Consider the following 17,433-nt stretch of genomic DNA (forward strand, 5'->3'; position numbering starts at 1 on the left):
GGAGCAAGCTCCCATCAATTCGCTCGACTTGCATGTATTAGGCACGCCGCCAGCGTTCGTCCTGAGCCAGGATCAAACTCTCCAATAAAGTAGTGTTTGACTTGCTCATAGTTTGTTTCATTTTGTACTATATAGTACGTTTTGTTAATCGAAATTAACGTTGGCACGCTTGGTTTTGTTTAGTTTTCAAAGAACTTTTTATCACTCTTTATCAGAAGCGACTTTAATATAATAACATGTTGCAATCTTAAAAGTCAACATTTTTTATTGAGTTTTTTCTACGAAGATATATAGTAAATAATTATCTCTTTAAGAGACGAATTACACTATACCATCTATATGATTATAAATCAACAACAAATGTTACCATTATAATCATTTTTATATTATGCACATTTCTAATAGTTTAGAGAGATAAAAAAAAAGACAAATGATCAACCATTTGTCTTTAGCTTATATAATCATTGTCTTAATCACAATTAATGCTGCTAAGCCTGGAATACCTAAAATACCTGAAATAGAAGAAGTGATTAGATTAATCGGTATATGTAAATCAAAGCTTGTACCAAAGGTATTTACAAAAAATAATAATAATGCACCAATAATAACTTTGATAAATAGTTGGCCGATCCATCTTAAGGGTCTTATTGGGGCTCCTACAAATAATAGAACAAGTATTAATCCACCAAGAACAGAAAAAACAATGATGGGATCCATTTACATCACTCACTTTCATACTATGCTTATAATTAAACATATGAAAGGAGTGAAAAAATAGAACAAGCTTACTAGTAAAGCTTAGAAACTTTTCTTTAAACTTTCCCAATCTTAATTTTTCTAGCTTTAGCCTCTTTTAGTAGGAAAAAGTATTTTGCTTCTGCCACTTTTAGTTCATAAAGTACTTGAGGAGAGGGTTCAACACTTTTATCAATTATTTGCTTTTGCCGATTCCACTCTTTTTTCATCATGAGTAAATTCTGAATCAGTTGTTGATCATATTGACTTCTCAACCATCCTTTTCGGCGAAATAACATGAGCTCCCCCCTTTTTAAATTTCTCTTCTTCCTTCTAAAGCTCTAGATAAAGTTACTTCATCAGCATATTCTAAGTCTCCACCAACAGGTAATCCGTGTGCTATTCTTGTTAACTTAATACCAGAGGGCTTTAATAACCTAGAGATATACATTGCTGTTGCTTCACCTTCAATATTAGGGTTTGTCGCTAGTATCACTTCTTGAATCACATCATCTTGTAGCCTCTTCAGTAACTCAGGTATTTTGATATCTTCTGGTCCTATTCCCTCCATAGGAGAAATAGATCCATGAAGGACATGGTATAAACCATTAAATTCCTTCATTTTTTCCATCGCGATAACATCCTTAGGATCTTGTACAACACAAACTAAACTTTTGTCACGTCTTTGATCCTCACATATATAACATGGATCTTGATCTGTGATATGTCCACATACAGAGCAATACGTTAAATTACGTTTTGCATTAACTAAAGCCTTTGCGAAATCTAATACAACATCTTCTTTCATATTTAGTACAAAAAAAGCCAGACGAACGGCCGTTTTCGGTCCGATTCCTGGCAATTTCATAAAGCTATCAATAAGCTTTGATATTGGTTCAGGATAATGCATGATTCATCCCCCTAGAACATTCCTGGTAAATTCATTCCTTTAGTGAATTGTCCCATTGTATCGTTTGTTAAATCATCCATCTTCTTCAGCGCATCATTTGTTGCTGCTAAAACAAGATCTTGTAGCATTTCGATATCATCTGGATCTACAACTTCTTCTTTTATATTAACTTCAAGCAATTCTTTTTGTCCGTTAACAACAACTGTTACCATTCCACCGCCAGCTGTACCTTCAACTGTCTTTTCAACTAGCTCTTCTTGTGCTTTAGCCATATCCTTTTGCATTTTTTGCATTTGTTTCATCATTTTTTGCATATTACCGCCGCCGCCTCGCATCATGTTACATTCCTCCAATTATTAGTCTTTTATTTCAATTAGCTCATTTCCTACTAATTTCATTGCTTCAGCAATAATGGGATCTTCTTCACCACTTTGCTGGTTATTATCATCATCTTTATGATCCTGTAGGAATTCCTTCCTTATTTTAACCCAATCAGCTTCCGGAACGCCAACCATTTCCAAACTTTTTCCGGTGATTTCTTGTAAGATCATCTCAAGATTCGTTCTAACATTATTATTATTTTCCGCTACCATCTTACAGTGAATTTCAAATTTAAATTTTAATACAAATGCAGTTTCTGAAGCTGCTACTGGTTCACTGTCATTTAATAGGGCTGCATGTGAAACTTTATTTTGTCTTTTAAGCAGTTCTAAAAGTTCTCCCCAACGACTTTTGATCACTTCTAAATCTTGTCTAGTCGCTACTTTCAATATTTCCTGAATTCTACCTTCTGGAGTCTTGTATCCACTTTTCATTGATCTCTGTTTTGGTTCAGAACTAGCACTTCTTTGTTGTGGTGCCGCTAACCCTTGCTGTTTAATTGAGTTTAACTCAGATTGCAAGGTTGTTATTTTCTCGAGCAATGATTGATAGCCTTCTTGATCATATTGAGATGTTGCATTTGCTTGTTGACACAATTTCACAATGGCCACTTCTAAGAAAATCCTTGGATGGTTTGTCCATTTCATTTCCTGTTGACTTTTACTTAACGTTTCAATCGTTTCATATATAGCATGAGAAGGTATTTCCTTTGAAAGTTGAATAAACTGCTCATCTACAGATACTCTCTCTAAAACATCTTCCAATGTAGGTGCCGTTTGGTATAGAAGCATATCTCGATAATAATAAATAAAATCTTCTATAAACCTACTAGGATCTTTTCCTTGATACATTAACTGATCAAGTGACTGTAATGCAGTAGTTACATCTTTTTCATTTATTGCTTCCGCTATCTTGCCGATAAAGCCTTGTGAAACAGATCCAGTAATAAGCAGTGCTTCATCTAAAGTAACCTGTTCATTACTATATGATATCGCTTGATCTAGTAAACTTAAAGCATCACGCATTCCACCATCTGCAGCACGAGCAATAACATCTAGGGCCGTTTCCTCTACAACGATACCCTGATTATGTACAATTTCTTTCATTCTCCCCACAATAGCTGAAGCTGTAATTCTTCGAAAATCAAAGCGCTGACAGCGTGAAATAATTGTAAGAGGGATTTTATGTGGCTCTGTTGTGGCCAAAATAAAAATAACATGCCTTGGTGGTTCTTCAAGTGTTTTCAATAAAGCATTGAAGGCACCAATCGATAGCATATGAACTTCATCGACGATATATACTTTATATTCTACAGATGACGGAGCATACTTAACTTTGTCACGAATATCCCTAATTTCATCAACACCATTATTAGACGCAGCATCAATTTCTATAACATCTGATATGGAACCATTTGTTATCCCTTTACAAGCTGCACATTCATTACATGGCTCTGCTACTGGAGACTTCTCACAGTTAACTGCTTTAGCGAAAATTTTGGCAGCACTTGTTTTCCCAGTTCCTCTTGGACCAGAAAAAAGATACGCATGGGAAAATTTATTTTGTAATAGGGCATTTTGCAACGTTTTAGTGATATGTTCTTGTCCAACCACATCGTGGAAAACTTGAGGTCGAAACACACGGTATAATGCTTGATAACCCACAAAAACGTCTCCCTTCATTTTCTTCTTCTTTATTATAACAACCATTAATCATTTTACAAAGCGAGATTCTTCTATTTTAAAATCATTTTTATATGCAAAAAACTCACTCCGTAAAGAGTGAGTTTTTATTTAAAATTAACTGCCGTGCACCTTCCGTCGATTAGCCACCATAGGCGTTACTTAAGCAGTTAGCTCGGCTCAGGCAACCCTGCGGCACATGAGAGCTTCCACTTAATGCTGCTTCCTTCCGGACCTGACATGGTTCGTGGATTCCCATTGCGCAGGACCCAAGCGTCAACACCACTTACTTAAGGCAGCCCTACAGTGAGCTAACCTCTAGAAGGGATTCGGCCTCGCTAGAGCGGATTGCGAGTACAGGGCACCGCTACCTCCCCGCTTAGCACGGCAAAATTGAAACCAATTTTAATGCACCGTTTAATACGACGCATGTATTAGTATATAACCTTATAATCTAAAATGCAACGTCTAATAGATGTAAGTTTTTTCTAGTTGGAATTATTCTTCTTTTTACGAGTTCTAAGCTCTTTAAAGAAGTCACTTAACATTTTACCACAAGTTTCTTCCTCAACACCACTCACAACCTCTACTTGATGATTAAAGCGATCATCTTGTAATAAGTTCATCAATGTACCAGCACATCCTCCTTTTGGGTCAGTTGCACCATACACAACTCGTTTTACTCTAGATAGAACAATTGCTCCTGCACACATAGGGCAAGGCTCCAAAGTAACATACAATGTAGCATTCTCTAATCTCCAGGTACCTAATGCCTGACACGCCTTATCAATAGCAAGTATTTCTGCATGAGCAATAGACCGTTGCTCTTTCTCTCTCAAGTTAAACGCTGTTGAGATCACTTCATTATTTAAAACAACAACTGCACCAATAGGAACTTCACCTATTTCTTTCGCTTTTTTTGCTTCTTCAATTGCCATACTCATAAAAATTTGATCATTCAATATCATAATCTCCTTATATAAATTCCATATTTGAAACAACCTACATATAAGTAAGGAGGAATAAAAAATGCACAAAGCATCTAATCAAGCTATATTAATCATTGATATGATTAATGATTTCCAATTTAACTATGGTCCTATTTTAGCAAAACAAGCTGAAGAAATCTCACATAATATCTCTTCCTTAAAGAAACGAGCAAAACATGCAAATTATCCAATTATCTATATTAATGATCATTATGAGCTTTGGCAGGCAGATTTTAAAAAAATAGCGACTAAATGTAAAAACAACTTAAGTGAGGATATCATTCATAGACTATATCCGGAAGATGATGATTTTTTCCTCATTAAGCCTAAACATTCAGCTTTTTATGGCACAGCGTTAAATACTCTTTTATATAGCTTAAATATAAAGGATCTTATCATAACAGGTCTAGCTGGGAACATTTGTGTATTATTTACGGCAAATGACGCTTATATGAGAGAATATAACTTAACAATCCCTTCAGATTGCATTGCTTCTAACACTGTTGAAGACAATAACTTTGCTTTAAAAATGATGGAAAATACCTTAAAGGCTTCAATCGTTAATTCCACCGAAATTAAAATTAACTAACATGCTTCTTGTATTCTTTTCATATGATGTACAAAAAGGATACCAAGGAGGACAAACATGCAAATACATATCGTCCAGCCGGGGCAAAGTTTATTTGGTATTGCTCAAGCTTATAGTACATCTGTTGAGGAAATTATTCGGACAAATGAAATCCCTAATGCAAGTAATTTAGTAATAGGGCAAGCAATCGTCATTCCCATCAAAGGAAGATTTTATTACGTTCAACCTGGTGACAGCTTATACAGTATCGGACAGAAGGTTGGTATTTCCTATGAAGAGTTAGCAAAAATTAATAATCTACCTGTAAATCAACCTCTTTCCATCGGATTCCGACTATACATTCCAGATAAACCCAAAAGAACAGTTGAATCGAATGCCTACATCGAACCAAGGGGAACGAGTGTTGCAGCAAATTTAGAACAAGCCGCCCGTGATGCTGCACCATATCTAACCTATTTAGGACCATTTAGTTTTCAAATACAACGTGATGGAACATTAAAGGAACCACTATTAAACAACTTTCCACAAATCGCTAGGCAAAATAACGTTACTCTTATGATGGCTATCACAAATTTAGAAAATGATCAGTTCAGTGACGAACTTGGTAGAATTGTCTTAACTAATATGGATATACAAAATAAATTATTAGAAAATATCGTGAAAACCGCTAAAAAATATGGATTTAGGGATATCCATTTTGATATGGAATATCTACGTCCACAAGATCGTGAAGCATACAATCAATTCTTAAGAAAAGCGAAAGCTAGGTTCAGTAAAGAAGGTTGGCTTCTCTCTACAGCACTAGCACCTAAAACAAGTGCCGGCCAAAAAGGTCGTTGGTATGAAGCACATGATTATAAAGCACATGGAGAAATAGTCGATTTTGTCGTAATTATGACCTATGAATGGGGTTATAGTGCCGGTCCACCACTTGCCGTTTCTCCAATTGGGCCTGTTAGAGAAGTTTTAGAATATGCAATTTCTGAAATGCCAAGTCGGAAAATTATGATGGGACAAAATTTATATGGATATGATTGGACATTACCTTTCGTCCAAGGTGGGCAATTTGCAAAAGCTGTTAGCCCACAGCAAGCGATTCAACTAGCAAGCAAATATAATGTACCTATAAAATATGATCAAAAAGCACAAGCACCAAACTTTGATTATATAGATGAAAGTGGCAAAGAACATAAAGTGTGGTTTGAGGATGCCAGATCTATTCAAGCAAAGTTTGATTTGATTAAAGAATTAGATTTAAGAGGAATAAGCTATTGGAAGCTAGGTTTATCTTTTCCACAAAATTGGCTTTTACTTTCAGATAATTTCACGATTGAAAAGAAATGACGTAAAACGAGGCTACTCAAAGATGACCATTTTTCACTTATAAGGACTCAAGAATCCTTCTGAGTGAAAAATGGGATAATCCCCTGAGTATACCTCGTTTTTTTCTTGGAAATAATAACAAACTTTATTTATTTACTCCAAATAACAATTGCTGTGGTAAAATGAAATTTGTCGATTTTTAGAATTTGGTGTTTCGCTTTAAAGGAGGACCCATTATGAATATACCCTTTATTACTGTTGAGGGACCGATTGGAATCGGGAAAACTTCATTATCAAAAGCAATTGCTGATTATTATCAATTTCATTTATTAAAGGAAATCGTTGACGAAAATCCATTCTTAGGAAAATTCTATACAGATATTGAAGAGTGGAGTTTTCAAACAGAGATGTTTTTTCTTTGTAATAGATACAAACAACTTGAAGATATCGATCAAAAATATCTACAACAGAATAAATCAGTTGTAGCAGATTATCATATATACAAAAATCTAATCTTCGCAAAACGCACGTTAAAAACAGAGCAATATGATAAATATCTAAAAATCTATGATATTTTGACACAGGACATGCCAAAGCCAAACATTATTATCTACTTAAATGCTAGTCTGGATACTTTACTTTCTCGAATCGCAAAGAGAGGTCGAGAAATTGAGAGAAACATCGATCCTGGCTATCTTCAACAGCTTTCTGAAGACTATGAAATGGCTATGTCTCACTTAGAAAAAGCAGATCCATCTATTCCGGTCATTCGTTTTGATGGTGATACATTAGATTTTGTACAAAACAAAGAAGATTTAACTTATATATTTAATACTTTAGATCAGTTTTTGCAAAAAGGAGCTAGCACACATGAATTTACGAGAAAAATATAATATTCCCCATAACGCTGTGATCACAATAGCTGGTACTGTCGGCGTAGGGAAATCCACTATGACAAAGACATTAGCAAAAGAACTTGATTTTAAAACTTCATTTGAAAAAGTAGATTCAAACCCTTATCTAGATAAGTTTTATGCAGACTTTGAGCGTTGGAGCTTCCACTTGCAAATCTACTTTCTAGCTGAACGCTTTAAGGAGCAGAAGAAAATTTATGAATATGGCGGAGGATTTATACAAGACCGCTCGATATACGAAGATACTGGCATTTTTGCAAAAATGCATTATGAAAAAGGAACGATGTCTGAGGTCGATTATGAAACATATCGAAATCTTTTTGATGCAATGGTCATGACACCTTACTTTCCACATCCTGATCTTCTTATCTATCTTGAAGGAAGTTTAGATGATATTTTATCTAGAATTAAATTACGAGGTCGACCGATGGAGCAACAAACACCAATTGATTATTGGAAAGAAATGCATGAGCGTTATGAAAATTGGATTAACAACTTCAATGCATGTCCTGTACTACGCATTAATATCAATGACTATGATATTATGACAAATGAACAGACAATTGAACCAATCATTGAAAGAATTGGACAATTTATTGAGCAAACTAAGTTCCTTAAGAAATAACTATAAAATAGACTATATTTAGAAAAATTAAAAAGGACCAGATATCAAACAACTGATTTCTGGTCCTTTTACTATTTCTCTATATGATACATAAAGGCTCTTTTCTGAACGATTGTTGCTATGTAACCAAAATTTATAGTGAAAACAATGTTTTTTCACTATAAGTGTACTATTTTATGAAGAAAAGATGCCACTAGACTATATACAGTGCTGTTTCCTTCAAATTCTTAAAAGCAACAAAGTTTACGAAAACAGCCTACATAAAAAAGGGTAAAAAAAAAAAAAATCGTTACTTATAGTAACAATTTTTATCAATCTCCCACATCTTATGCGCTGGATATGGAATTTAAATTTAAATTTATGGAGGAGGAAAGGGGATTCGAACCCCTGCGGGTTTTGACACCCCTGTCGGTTTTCAAGACCGATCCCTTCAGCCGGACTTGGGTATTCCTCCGCATCGACAAGATCTACTTTATCACACATTACATTCTACTGTCAATAAAATATAAAAAGTTTTTTATTTTTTCTCTATCGAAACTTCCTAAATAGTAGTCTTACCAAAATTCTATAAATTAAAAGGAAGTAGAGAAAAACTTTTTCCCTCCACTTACCTCATATTATAATATCTTAATTTAGTCTACTATGCTAATTCTTTCTTTGTTACCCATATATGGTCGTAATACTTCAGGTATTACAACAGATCCATCTTCCTGCTGATAATTTTCTAGTATTGCTGCTACCGTACGACCAATTGCTAGACCTGATCCGTTTAAAGTGTGTACATGCTCTACTTTTGCTTTAGGATCACGTCTGAAGCGTATATTTGCCCGACGAGCTTGAAACGCTTCAAAGTTACTACAAGAAGAAATTTCACGGTAAGTTCCATAACTTGGGATCCAAACTTCTAAGTCATATTTCTTAGCTGCTGTAAATCCTAAATCAGCAGTACACATGCTTAACACGCGATAAGGCAAGCCTAATAATTGTAATACTTTCTCTGCATGTCCTGTAAGTTTTTCAAGTTCTTCATAAGAATCTTCAGGCTTCACAAATCGTACAAGTTCAACTTTATTAAACTGATGCTGACGGATTAATCCACGAGTATCTCTACCTGCTGATCCAGCTTCAGAGCGGAAATTTGCACTAAATGCCGCATAACTAATCGGTAGCTGTTCTACATTTAAGATTTCTTCACGATGTAAATTAGTTACAGGTACCTCAGCTGTTGGAATTAAGAAGTAATCCTCCCCAGCAATTTTAAATGCGTCTTCCTCAAATTTAGGTAACTGACCAGTTCCTGTCATGCTGTCACGATTAACGATAAAAGGAGGTAAAATTTCTGTATAACCATGATCATCAACATGTAAATCTAACATAAAGTTAAATAAAGCTCTTTCTAACCTTGCTCCAAGTCCACGATAAAAGACAAAGCGGCTTCCTGTAACTTTAGCAGCTCTTTCAAAGTCTAATATATTTAAACCATCAGCAATATCCCAATGAGGCTTTGGTTCAAAACTAAAGTTTGGTTGTTCTCCCCACTGACGTACCTCTACGTTATCATCCTCTGTGTCACCTACTGGTACACTATCATGTGGGATGTTTGGAATTGATAATAATAATAAATCTAATTCAGATTCAACTTCACGTAACTCATCATCAAATGCTTTAATCTCTTCTCCAACTTGTTTCATTTCTTGAATCAATTGATCAGCATCTTTTTTCTCACGCTTTAATTGAGCAATTTGTCCTGATACTTCATTTCGTTTACTCTTTTTTTCTTCAGTAGCATTGATAAGCTCTCTTCTCTTTTTGTCTAGTGTCTCAAACTTCCCAAAATCAGTTAAATCTTCTCCGCGTTTAGCCAACTTTTCTTTAACTTCTTCTAAATTATTACGCAAAAATTTACTATCTAGCATTTTCATTTCTCCTTTTTTTACTGATTTTTTAATAATCCCTGTTAAACTTACTAGCAAAAATGAACACAAAAAACTCCCGTCCCCTAAAAGGGACGAGAGTTACCCGCGTTGCCACCCTAGTTAAAAATACACTATGTATCTTTCACTTAATGAATAACGGTCATAGCCGGAACTGCCTACTATAAACTATAAGTTCAGCAATTCATTCAAGGATGGATTCACAGGCATCTATCACCGATTTTCACCAACCATCGGCTCTCTATAGATAGAACATCTTGCTACTAGTTCCTATCATCACATTTACATATTGAATTTAGTAATCATAATTTACTATAAGTTTACATCAGCTGCAAGCTTTTTATACATCTATTTTGACTCTTTTACCATATTTATAAATAGTTGAGTCATACGGTGATCATCCGTTAGCTCTGGATGAAAAGAACAACCTAGGAAATTCCCTTGACGAGCTGCGACGATTCTTCCATTATGCTTTGATAAGATTTCAACATCTTCGCCAACCTCAACAATATGTGGAGCTCGAATGAAGACTCCTACAAAGTCTTCTCCAACCCCTGTAATCATTAATTCAGCTTCAAAGCTATCCTTTTGACGACCAAAGGAATTACGCTCGACAGTTGCATCAAGTAATCCAAGATGTGATTCACTATAACCAACAATGTTTTTAGCTAGTAAGATTAATCCAGCACAAGTACCAAACACCGGTTTTCCTGACTCAGCAAAGGCTTTTAAAGGGTCCATAAAATGATATTTATCTATTAATCGGCGCATTGTCGTACTTTCGCCACCTGGAATAATCAGACCATCAATTTCATCCAACTGGTTCAAGGTTTTAACTATAATCCCCTCAGCACCACAAGCCTCAATTGAACGGATATGCTCTCTTACAGCTCCTTGTAAACCTAAAACACCTATTTTCAGCATGTTAAAAACCCCTTTTAATTACCAACCACGATCTTGCATTCTTTGCTCTGGTAAAAGGCTTGAAATCTCTACTCCTTGCATAGCAGATCCAAGTCCTTTTGAAAGCTTAGCAATTAGTTCATAGTCTTGATAATGTGTAGTAGCTTCTACGATTGATCGAGCAAATTTAGCTGGATTTTCTGATTTGAAGATACCAGAACCAACAAACACTCCATCTGCACCTAATTGCATCATTAATGCAGCATCAGCTGGTGTTGCAACTCCACCTGCAGCGAAGTTAACAACAGGTAATCTTCCTTCTTTCTTAATTTGAAGAAGAAGTTCAAATGGTGCACCTAGTAATTTAGCTTCTGTCATTAATTCATCTTCACTCATAGCTGCTACTTTACGGATTTGTCCATTTACTTTACGCATATGACGAACTGCTTCAACGATATTACCAGTTCCAGGCTCTCCTTTAGTACGTAGCATAGAAGCTCCTTCAGCAATACGACGAGTTGCTTCTCCTAAATCACGGCAACCACAAACGAATGGTACAGTGAAATCACTTTTTAAAAGGTGATATTCTTCATCTGCTGGAGTTAATACTTCACTCTCATCAATGTAGTCTACACCCATTGCTTCAAGGATACGCGCTTCAACAATATGTCCAATACGAGCTTTAGCCATTACTGGAATCGAAACTGCGTTCATTACCTCTTCAACAATTGTAGGATCAGCCATACGAGCTACACCACCTGCAGCACGAATATCTGCTGGAACACGCTCAAGTGCCATTACTGCTACAGCACCTGCTTCTTCTGCAATTTTAGCTTGTTCTGCATTGACAACGTCCATAATAACGCCGCCCTTTTGCATTTCTGCCATTCCACGTTTTACACGATCAGTACCTATATTACTCATTATGTTTGTCCCCCTTATGTAATTTCCTAATAGTAGGATTTGTAATAGATTTTAAAAAATTCATCTACGCTATATTTTATCCTAACTTTCAAAAAAATCCTATCAAAATTAATGGAATAAGTAAAACAATTCTAAATTATTCACGATTTTATCATTTCTTAACATCATGATTTTACATTATAGCTTATTATGAACAATACATAAACTTTTTATATGTATGTAAATAGCTCATAGTGATTAGCAAGAAAAGGATGATGATTAAAACATCAACAACTACGTTTAATAGAGCCTTATTAATAAAAGGCTCTTTTCTGAATGATTTTACTATGTAACCAAAATTTATAGTGAAAACAGTGTCTTTTCAATGTAAAGGTACTATTTTATGAAGAAAAGATGCCACTAGACTTCATACAGTGCTGATTCCTTCAGGTATTTAAAAACAACAAAGTTTGCGAAAACAACCTAATAAAAAAAGCCCCTATATAGGAGCTTTCATCTAAAATAAACCTTTAACCGTATCTGTTACTGTTCCCCATAACCCACTAAAGAAACCGCCGATTCCTCTCATAGATAAGATAAACCAATTAGCTTTTTCTACAGCTTCTTTCGTTACAAGATCTACTTGTGCTGTTTTGTTATCTTCAACAAATGTTAAAGCCTCACCTTTGCCTTCGTAAGAAACGACCATAGTTCCTACTTTTTGTCCCTTCTTAACAGGAGCTGTTAACTCTCCTTTTTTCGAGAGTTGTTTCTCATCTATTTTAAATGTAGCTTTATATAAATCATCTTCACCATTTTTCACAACTAATGTTAAAGGATCTTTTGTTTGAATTGATACTTTATCTTCTTTTCCCTTAATTACAGGAATTTCTGATTGTTTCTTCACTTGATAGTTAGCAGGAAATACTTCTTTCACTGTAAAATTAGCAAATGCATAATCTAACATTTTCTTAGTTTCTTTAAACCTAGGCGTATGCAATGTACCACTATCATCCTTTGCATCGATAACAACTGTTATCACACGCATACCATTTTTAACTGCAGTTGCTGTAAAACATGATCCAGCATTATCTGTAGATCCTGTTTTTAACCCATCTACACCTTCATATTCAAATAATAACCCTGGTAACATCCAATTCCAGTTAGGCATATTCGTTCGATCCTCAGTGCCTTCTCTAAATACCCCTTTAGAAATACTAGCTGTTTCTAATATTTCTGGAAAATCTTGAATCAATCTACGAGAAAGAAGTGCCATATCACGTGCTGATACTTTACTCTCCCCTTCAACACCTGTTCCTTCTGGATGCATACCTATTAAATCTTTATTTTCTAGTCCAGTAGCATTCACAAATTCATAGTTTTTCAGGCCAAGTTCTTTTGCTTTTTCATTCATTAATTTTACAAAATTTGATTCTGAACCTGCAATAATCTCCGCAATTGCTATAGCTGCTCCATTTGCAGAATAAATAGCCATTGCTTCATATAATTCCTTCACGTTGTAAGATCCATCTTGTCTTAGTGGAACATTAGATAGATTCCCATTTTGTGAGATTTTATATACATATTCACTTGGTGTATAGGTTTGTTCCCATTTTAATTTACCACTATCAATTGCTTCAAGTAAAAGATATTCAGTCATTACTTTAGCCATACTTGCAATAGGGAGCATTTCATCTACATTTTTGCCATAAAGGATTGTTCCTGTAGATTCTTCAATAATGATAGCAGCCCCTGCATTAACTGCAATCGGCTCCTCTGCTGCACTTGCAGTACCATTTGGATAAAAAGCTGATACAACAAGAGTAAAGGCAAAGATAAGTGCCATAACCTGTTTTATTTTCGTGTTGTTAATCAATGTCCTACCCCCATATTTCATAGTTTATCTATATTAATCTTTCTATTTTTTTCAAACAACAAAATTGATTTTATCACAGAAACCCCAAAAAAAATAGACAGAGTAGTACACTCTGTCAAATGTTATAGTTCTGTCATATTTTTAATATTACATTGAGTAATTAGGAGATTCTTTTGTGATTTGTACATCATGTGGATGACTCTCTCTTAAGCCAGCACCGGTCATTCGAACAAATTGTGTCTTTTCTCTTAATTCACTTAAGTCTTTTGTTCCACAATAACCCATACCAGAGCGAATACCTCCGACAAGTTGGTAGATCGTTTCAGAAAGTGGCCCTTTGTAAGGAGTTCTTCCTTCAATTCCTTCAGGAACAAACTTTTTGTTATCTTCTTGGAAATAACGATCCTTACTTCCTTTTTCCATCGCTCCTACTGATCCCATCCCACGATAAACTTTAAAACGTCTACCTTGGAATATTTCGGTTTCTCCTGGACTTTCTGATGTACCTGCTAGTAAGCTTCCTAACATAACTGCATGTCCGCCAGCTGCAAGTGCTTTAACCATATCACCAGAGTATTTAATCCCTCCATCAGCAATAATAGATACTCCATGTTTTCTTGCCTCTGTAGCACAATCATATACAGCAGTAATTTGTGGAACACCTACACCTGCAACAACTCTTGTCGTACATATTGATCCTGGACCAATACCAACTTTGACAACATTTGCTCCAGCTGTAATTAAATCTCTTGTTGCATCAGCTGTTGCTACATTACCTGCGATAATGTTCAGATCAGGATATGCATTACGAATTGTCTTCACTGTATCTAGCACACCCATTGAATGACCATGTGCAGTATCTACAACAATGGCATCAACACCTGCTTCTACTAATTTCTCCACACGTTTCATGGTATCTGCTGTTACCCCTACTGCAGCTGCAACAACCAATCTTCCGTGAGCATCTTTAGCTGAGTTTGGAAACTCGATTACCTTTTCAATATCTTTTATTGTAATTAACCCTTTTAAAGTTCCATCTTTATCAACAAGTGGTAACTTTTCAATTTTGTGTTTTTGTAATACCTTTTCTGCCTCTTTTAAAGTTGTGCCAACATCAGCTGTTACTAAGTTTTCTTTAGTCATTACTTCATCAATTCTTATTGAATAATCTTGGATAAATCGCATGTCACGATTTGTAATGATCCCAACTAATTTTAGCTCTTCGGAATTATTTACAACTGGGACACCAGAAATTCTATATTTACCCATTAAATGTTCTGCATCAAATACTTGATGTTCTGGTGTTAAAAAGAAGGGATCTGTAATAACTCCTCTTTCAGATCTTTTTACTTTGTCTACCTGCTCTGCTTGTTGCTCAATCGACATATTTTTATGGATTACACCCATACCACCTTGCCTTGCAATTGAAATGGCTAATGCAGATTCAGTTACTGTATCCATTCCTGCACTTAGAATAGGTATGTTTAGTTTTAACGTAGGTGTTAACTCCACACTTAAATTTACATCTCGTGGTAATACCTCAGATTTAGCTGGTACTAGTAAGACATCGTCAAATGTTAAACCTTCTTTAGAAAATTTTTGTTCCCACATAGTAAAATCCCCCTTTTTCGGCAAAATATTATTAGTAGATTATCAACATGAGTAGCGACTGTCAAGAAAGGAATGAAGAATTTAAATATTTAGAATATATTAATTGGAGTGTACAATTATGGAGACGTCTATTTGGGAACGCTTTCTTTCCTATCAATCAACACAAACAATTCAAAAAAGATTAGAAAAACATTATGCTAGCAATGATTTTAAAAATGCTAGCGGACTTTCGTACGACAATTCTTATCGGCTTATATATTTTTTAAAACATGGTGAAAATTTTTTTACACAAGCAAATCAAGCTCCACATGCTATACAGCCTATTTTATTATTTTATGGTTTCTCACAATTACTTAAAGCGTGCCTTATTATAAAAGATCCGGATTATCCGTCAACATCATCCGTGTTAGCACATGGCGTTTCGAGTAGAAAACGAAAAAAACAACAATACCAATTTATAAAAGATGAAGTGAAGATTCAGCGACATGGTCTATTTCCCCACGTAGCCGAAAAATTATTTCAAATTAAACATCTAGATACTGAAAAATATACGATGGAAATGCTCTTAAGACAAATTGCAGAAATGAATGAAGTCTTTTTATTTCATCAATCAAAAAATGTATTAAAACAAGTGAAGATAAAAAATAACAATATACTAATTGATGAAGAAACTGCTTTAGCCTTTCATATGTCACAAGAAAGACTTACAGAATATCTTTGTGAAAAATATCCTGGAAAACTTTTAAAAGAGGATAATCATTCTCTTTCTTCAATAAGTATTAAAAAGGGTTTTCAATATAATTGTTTACCATTCTCATTTAACCTTGAGAAAGATACATTTCATATACCATCATCACGTGATTTTCTGATAACTATTCCTGAGTTACTAGTTCATTATCTGTTACTTTATAATCTTAGCATGATCTCTAGATATGAAACAGAATGGTGGTACGAATTGTTATTAGGAGCCACAAGTGATGATTATCCTTTTATATTACGTTATATGGAGATAGCAAAAAGGAAAGTGCCTTATTTTATTTTCAACTTTCTTGAAATGAATTTGTAGTACTATTACTAATACAGATTTCTAAAATTTTTATTACCTTAACAGTTGTCTTGATTTCCCTTTTAAGTAGTTGAAATCAAGACTAGCTTGTTTATACCTATAAGGAGCTTATGTCCTCTCTAGGAGCTTAGTAAGGCACAGGGATTCTTTCATATACCTAGAGTGCAATTCAATCTTCATTTGCTACCTTCTTGGTTCTCCCAAGCCTCTGGCTAGCAGCTCCTTTTAGTCTCTACCTCTTACATACATAGAACCGCCGATAAAGACATGAGCGAGGGGAAGACATAAGTAAATGGTCGTCATAGAGCTGATGAAAGACATGAGCTAGAGGAAGGCCCTGTAAAAGGTCGTCATAAATATCTTAGATGTTACCAATGTATAGAACTTTGGCTCTGCATTTTTTATTTCTACCTTTTTCTTTTTCTCCACAAAAAAAGACCAGCATCTCTACTGATCTTTTCTTTTCTTCTCTTTACTTGGCGACGTCCTACTCTCACAGAGGGAAACCCCCAACTACCATCGGCGCTAGAGCTTAACTTCCGCGTTAGAATTTCGGCTTGCGATAAGCGGCGAATCTCCGCGTCAGCTTGTTCATTCAGATCCTCATATGCCAAATACGCACATTCCGGTCTTCATTTGCTGCCATCGCTACCTTTTTGCTTCTCCCAAGCCTCAGGCTAGTAGTACTTTTTAGTCTCTACCTTTACAATCATAGAGCCAATGAAGGACATGAGCGAGAGTAAGACCCAGTAAAAGGTATCATACATATCTTCGATGTAACCAATATAATGTAAAGAACTTTTACTTTACTTTTATATTTTTTGCCTTTTTCTCCACAAAAAAAGACCAGTATCTCTACTGATCTTTCCACTCTTTACTTGGCGACGTCCTACTCTCACAGGGGGAAACCCCCAACTACCATCGGCGCTGAAGAGCTTAACTTCCGTGTTCGGCATGGGAACGGGTGTGACCTCTTCGCCATCATCACCAAA

General features: G+C 35.3%; 16 protein-coding genes, 1 tRNA gene, 2 rRNA genes, 1 other RNA gene and 1 other annotated feature. Of the genes, 5 read left to right on the top strand and 15 right to left on the bottom strand.

The features are described 5' to 3' along the window. The 8 genes from LC076_RS23410 to tadA form a co-directional block, all read right to left on the bottom strand. A 16S ribosomal RNA gene (locus LC076_RS23410) occupies positions 1-88 on the bottom strand; the annotation flags it as partial. Positions 89-453: 365 nt separating this feature from the next. Continuing rightward, positions 454-717: a pro-sigmaK processing inhibitor BofA family protein gene (locus LC076_RS23415; protein ID WP_226671531.1), complete on the bottom strand. Its 264-nt coding sequence runs from the start codon at positions 715-717 to the stop codon at positions 454-456. A 95-nt stretch (positions 718-812) separates the two neighbouring features. Continuing rightward, positions 813-1,034 carry a YaaL family protein gene (locus LC076_RS23420; RefSeq protein ID WP_226671532.1) on the bottom strand — a complete coding sequence of 74 codons (222 nt, stop codon included), beginning with the start codon at positions 1,032-1,034 and terminating at the stop codon, positions 813-815. A 14-nt stretch (positions 1,035-1,048) separates the two neighbouring features. Continuing rightward, positions 1,049-1,645, bottom strand: a complete 597-nt coding sequence (gene recR, locus LC076_RS23425; protein ID WP_226671533.1) for a recombination mediator RecR — start codon at positions 1,643-1,645, stop codon at positions 1,049-1,051. 11 nt (positions 1,646-1,656) lie between these two features. Next, positions 1,657-1,980, bottom strand: a complete 324-nt coding sequence (locus LC076_RS23430; protein ID WP_226671545.1) for a YbaB/EbfC family nucleoid-associated protein — start codon at positions 1,978-1,980, stop codon at positions 1,657-1,659. A 21-nt stretch (positions 1,981-2,001) separates the two neighbouring features. Next, positions 2,002-3,690 (bottom strand): DNA polymerase III subunit gamma/tau, encoded by a 1,689-nt coding sequence (gene dnaX / locus LC076_RS23435; RefSeq protein WP_226671534.1) that lies wholly within the window; start codon positions 3,688-3,690, stop codon positions 2,002-2,004. 142 nt (positions 3,691-3,832) lie between these two features. Beyond that, an RNA gene (ffs, locus tag LC076_RS23440) (signal recognition particle sRNA large type) lies at positions 3,833-4,096 on the bottom strand. A 100-nt stretch (positions 4,097-4,196) separates the two neighbouring features. Next, complete coding sequence (gene tadA, locus LC076_RS23445; protein ID WP_413466030.1) at positions 4,197-4,670, bottom strand: tRNA adenosine(34) deaminase TadA; 474 nt, start codon at positions 4,668-4,670, stop codon at positions 4,197-4,199. A 67-nt stretch (positions 4,671-4,737) separates the two neighbouring features. On the opposite strand from tadA, the gene LC076_RS23450 reads away from it, so the two are divergent. From LC076_RS23450 to LC076_RS23465, 4 genes are all read left to right on the top strand, one after another. Beyond that, on the top strand, positions 4,738-5,286 hold the full coding sequence (locus tag LC076_RS23450) for an isochorismatase family cysteine hydrolase (RefSeq protein WP_226671536.1): 549 nt from the start codon (positions 4,738-4,740) through the stop codon (positions 5,284-5,286). A gap of 57 nt (positions 5,287-5,343) precedes the next feature. Further along, positions 5,344-6,630 (top strand): glycoside hydrolase family 18 protein, encoded by a 1,287-nt coding sequence (locus tag LC076_RS23455; RefSeq protein ID WP_226671537.1) that lies wholly within the window; start codon positions 5,344-5,346, stop codon positions 6,628-6,630. A 212-nt stretch (positions 6,631-6,842) separates the two neighbouring features. Beyond that, complete coding sequence (locus LC076_RS23460; protein WP_319005586.1) at positions 6,843-7,502, top strand: deoxynucleoside kinase; 660 nt, start codon at positions 6,843-6,845, stop codon at positions 7,500-7,502. Beyond that, entirely contained in the window at positions 7,480-8,148 is a 669-nt protein-coding gene (locus LC076_RS23465) for a deoxynucleoside kinase (protein ID WP_226671539.1), read from the top strand. The genes LC076_RS23460 and LC076_RS23465 overlap by 23 nt, the downstream gene beginning before the upstream one ends. A gap of 361 nt (positions 8,149-8,509) precedes the next feature. Here LC076_RS23465 and LC076_RS23470 read toward each other — a convergent pair. The 6 genes from LC076_RS23470 to guaB form a co-directional block, all read right to left on the bottom strand. Further along, a tRNA-Ser gene (locus LC076_RS23470) sits at positions 8,510-8,602 on the bottom strand. A 178-nt stretch (positions 8,603-8,780) separates the two neighbouring features. After that, on the bottom strand, positions 8,781-10,064 hold the full coding sequence (serS, locus tag LC076_RS23475) for a serine--tRNA ligase (protein WP_226671540.1): 1,284 nt from the start codon (positions 10,062-10,064) through the stop codon (positions 8,781-8,783). An 85-nt stretch (positions 10,065-10,149) separates the two neighbouring features. After that, positions 10,150-10,368, bottom strand: a binding site (T-box leader). Positions 10,369-10,430: 62 nt separating this feature from the next. Further along, positions 10,431-11,006 carry a pyridoxal 5'-phosphate synthase glutaminase subunit PdxT gene (pdxT, locus tag LC076_RS23480; protein ID WP_226671541.1) on the bottom strand — a complete coding sequence of 192 codons (576 nt, stop codon included), beginning with the start codon at positions 11,004-11,006 and terminating at the stop codon, positions 10,431-10,433. An 18-nt stretch (positions 11,007-11,024) separates the two neighbouring features. After that, positions 11,025-11,909 (bottom strand): pyridoxal 5'-phosphate synthase lyase subunit PdxS, encoded by an 885-nt coding sequence (pdxS, locus tag LC076_RS23485; RefSeq protein ID WP_226671542.1) that lies wholly within the window; start codon positions 11,907-11,909, stop codon positions 11,025-11,027. Positions 11,910-12,405: 496 nt separating this feature from the next. Beyond that, on the bottom strand, positions 12,406-13,761 hold the full coding sequence (locus LC076_RS23490; protein WP_413466031.1) for a D-alanyl-D-alanine carboxypeptidase family protein: 1,356 nt from the start codon (positions 13,759-13,761) through the stop codon (positions 12,406-12,408). A gap of 150 nt (positions 13,762-13,911) precedes the next feature. Next, entirely contained in the window at positions 13,912-15,375 is a 1,464-nt protein-coding gene (guaB, locus tag LC076_RS23495; RefSeq protein WP_226671543.1) for an IMP dehydrogenase, read from the bottom strand. Between the two features lie 118 nt (positions 15,376-15,493). Between guaB and LC076_RS23500 the strand changes: the two genes are divergently transcribed. Further along, positions 15,494-16,441 (top strand): YaaC family protein, encoded by a 948-nt coding sequence (locus tag LC076_RS23500; RefSeq protein WP_226671544.1) that lies wholly within the window; start codon positions 15,494-15,496, stop codon positions 16,439-16,441. 876 nt (positions 16,442-17,317) lie between these two features. Here LC076_RS23500 and rrf read toward each other — a convergent pair. Further along, positions 17,318-17,433, bottom strand: a 5S ribosomal RNA gene (rrf, locus tag LC076_RS23505).

The sequence above is a fragment of the Metabacillus litoralis genome (assembly GCF_020524045.1).
In the GTDB taxonomy this organism is placed as follows: Bacteria; Bacillota; Bacilli; order Bacillales; family Bacillaceae; genus Metabacillus; species Metabacillus litoralis_C.